General features: G+C 39.5%; 4 protein-coding genes. All 4 read left to right on the forward strand.

Annotated elements, in window-relative coordinates; genetic code table 11:
- On the forward strand, window positions 1-462 hold a 462-nt coding region (locus CVD27_RS12460; protein ID WP_219621306.1), incomplete at its 5' end, for a stage IV sporulation protein A.
- Between the two features lie 217 nt (window positions 463-679).
- Window positions 680-952 (forward strand): HU family DNA-binding protein, encoded by a 273-nt coding sequence (locus tag CVD27_RS12465; protein ID WP_037561579.1) that lies wholly within the window; start codon window positions 680-682, stop codon window positions 950-952.
- A 178-nt stretch (window positions 953-1,130) separates the two neighbouring features.
- A complete protein-coding gene (folE, locus tag CVD27_RS12470; protein ID WP_099631558.1) occupies window positions 1,131-1,700 on the forward strand; it encodes a GTP cyclohydrolase I FolE in 570 nt (189 codons plus the stop codon).
- 65 nt (window positions 1,701-1,765) lie between these two features.
- Window positions 1,766-1,875: trp RNA-binding attenuation protein MtrB (gene mtrB / locus CVD27_RS12475; RefSeq protein ID WP_142384093.1), on the forward strand; the 110-nt coding region annotated here is incomplete at its 3' end.

Here is a 1,875-nt window from a genome sequence, read left to right on the forward strand (position 1 = left end):
ATTCAAGAAGCAGTTAAAGCGAAAAAATCGTATGATATGTATGCGGAAGCAATTGATACGGCGAAAAAATCAGGTTATGGCGTAGCGTTGCCATCGATTGAAGATTTTCAGCCAACTGCTCCTGAATTAATTAAACAAGACACGTTTTATGGGGTGAAAATGAAAGCGAAAGCACCTTCACTTCACATTATTCGAATCGATATGGAAGCGGAATTCGCTCCATTAATCGGCTCTGAATTCCATAGTCATCACTTGTTGAAAGAATTGAAAAATGCGTATTTACATGATCGTGAAGCATTATGGGAAACACAATTATTTGGCACACCACTACATGAAGTCATGAAAGAAAGTATCCGATATAAGACCGCAGCAGTTCCAGATCGAGCAAGAAAACGCTTGCGTGAAACGATTGAACAGATGGTGAATGATGGAAATAAAGGTATGATTACCTTTATTGTGTAAGCTAAAATAGCTGAAAGAAAAGCATAAATAGTATAGTGTGAAGTGAAGAAAGATCCGTCAAAAACGGGTCTTTTTTCTATGCTTTTCCATGAAAATCGCTTGAAATGCCGAGAATAAAGGAAAAGCACGATAATATTGTTGCACCGCAGTTTTTCTTATGTTACTCTTTTTACAGTGTTAACAGCAATAGCATCCCCTTTGAGAGGAGGTGAACGGTGTGAATAAAACAGAATTAATTAACTCTGTGGCAGAAGCGGCAGGTCTAACAAAAAAAGACGCAACTAAAGCTGTTGAAGCTGTATTCGATACAATTCAATCGACTCTTGCTAACGGTGATAAAGTTCAATTGATTGGTTTCGGAAACTTCGAAGTACGCGAACGTGCTGCACGTAAAGGACGTAACCCACAATCAGGCGAAGAAATCGAAATCGCTGCAAGTAAAGTTCCAGCTTTCAAAGCAGGTAAAGCACTTAAAGACGCAGTAAAATAATTTGAGATTTTACATAGGAGTCCGTCCAGCAAATCTGTTCATCAGATGGCCATGGATGGACTCCTTTCCGTTTTTTTAATGGTATACATAAGGAAGTACAAGTAACTATACGGAATGAATGGAATGTGCTAATATTTTGGGGAAATAGGTTTAGTTCCTACAAGGAGGACATGCTGTTATGAAAGAGCAAGATATAAATAAATTAGAACAGGCAGTTACGATGATCCTAGAAGCAATCGGTGAAGATCCGACTCGTGAAGGATTACTTGAGACGCCAAAACGTGTTGCTAAAATGTATCAAGAGGTATTTGAAGGTTTAAATAAAGATCCAAGAGAGTATTTCGATACGGTATTCCATGAGAATCATGATGAAGTCGTATTGGTGAAAGATATTCCATTTTATTCCATGTGCGAGCATCACTTAGTTCCGTTTTTCGGTGTAGCACACGTAGCATATATTCCGCGTAATGGAGTAGTTGCAGGTTTGAGCAAGTTGGCAAGAGCTGTTGAAACAGCAGCACGTCGTCCACAATTGCAAGAACGCATTACATCCAGTGTGGCAGATGCCATGATGGAAAAGTTGAATCCCCATGGTGTTTATATCATTATCGAAGCGGAACACATGTGTATGACGATGAGAGGAATTAAGAAGCCAGGGGCTAAAACCATCACGACTGTCGCTAGAGGAATCTATGAACATGATGACGTGAAGCGTGCGGAAATTTTATCTCTTATTCGAACGAACTAAGGTCTTTGCCGAGCGCTTGCTGTATATGCTATCATTAGGATTATATATAGACTGGAGATGCGAAAATGACACAACCCGATTATCTAATTATCAAAGCGAAAAAAGATGGAGTGAATGTTATTGGGCTCACGAGAGGCAATGACACCAAGTTTCACCATACCGAAAAGCTGGATAG

The organism is Neobacillus cucumis, assembly GCF_002860255.1.
GTDB lineage: Bacteria > Bacillota > Bacilli > Bacillales > Cytobacillaceae > Neobacillus > Neobacillus cucumis_A.

Bases quoted from the DNA above. Each gene is read 5' to 3' on its own strand.
- folE (WP_099631558.1), top strand. From the start codon at position 1,131: ATGAAAGAGCAAGATATAAATAAATTAGAACAGGCAGTTACGATGATC.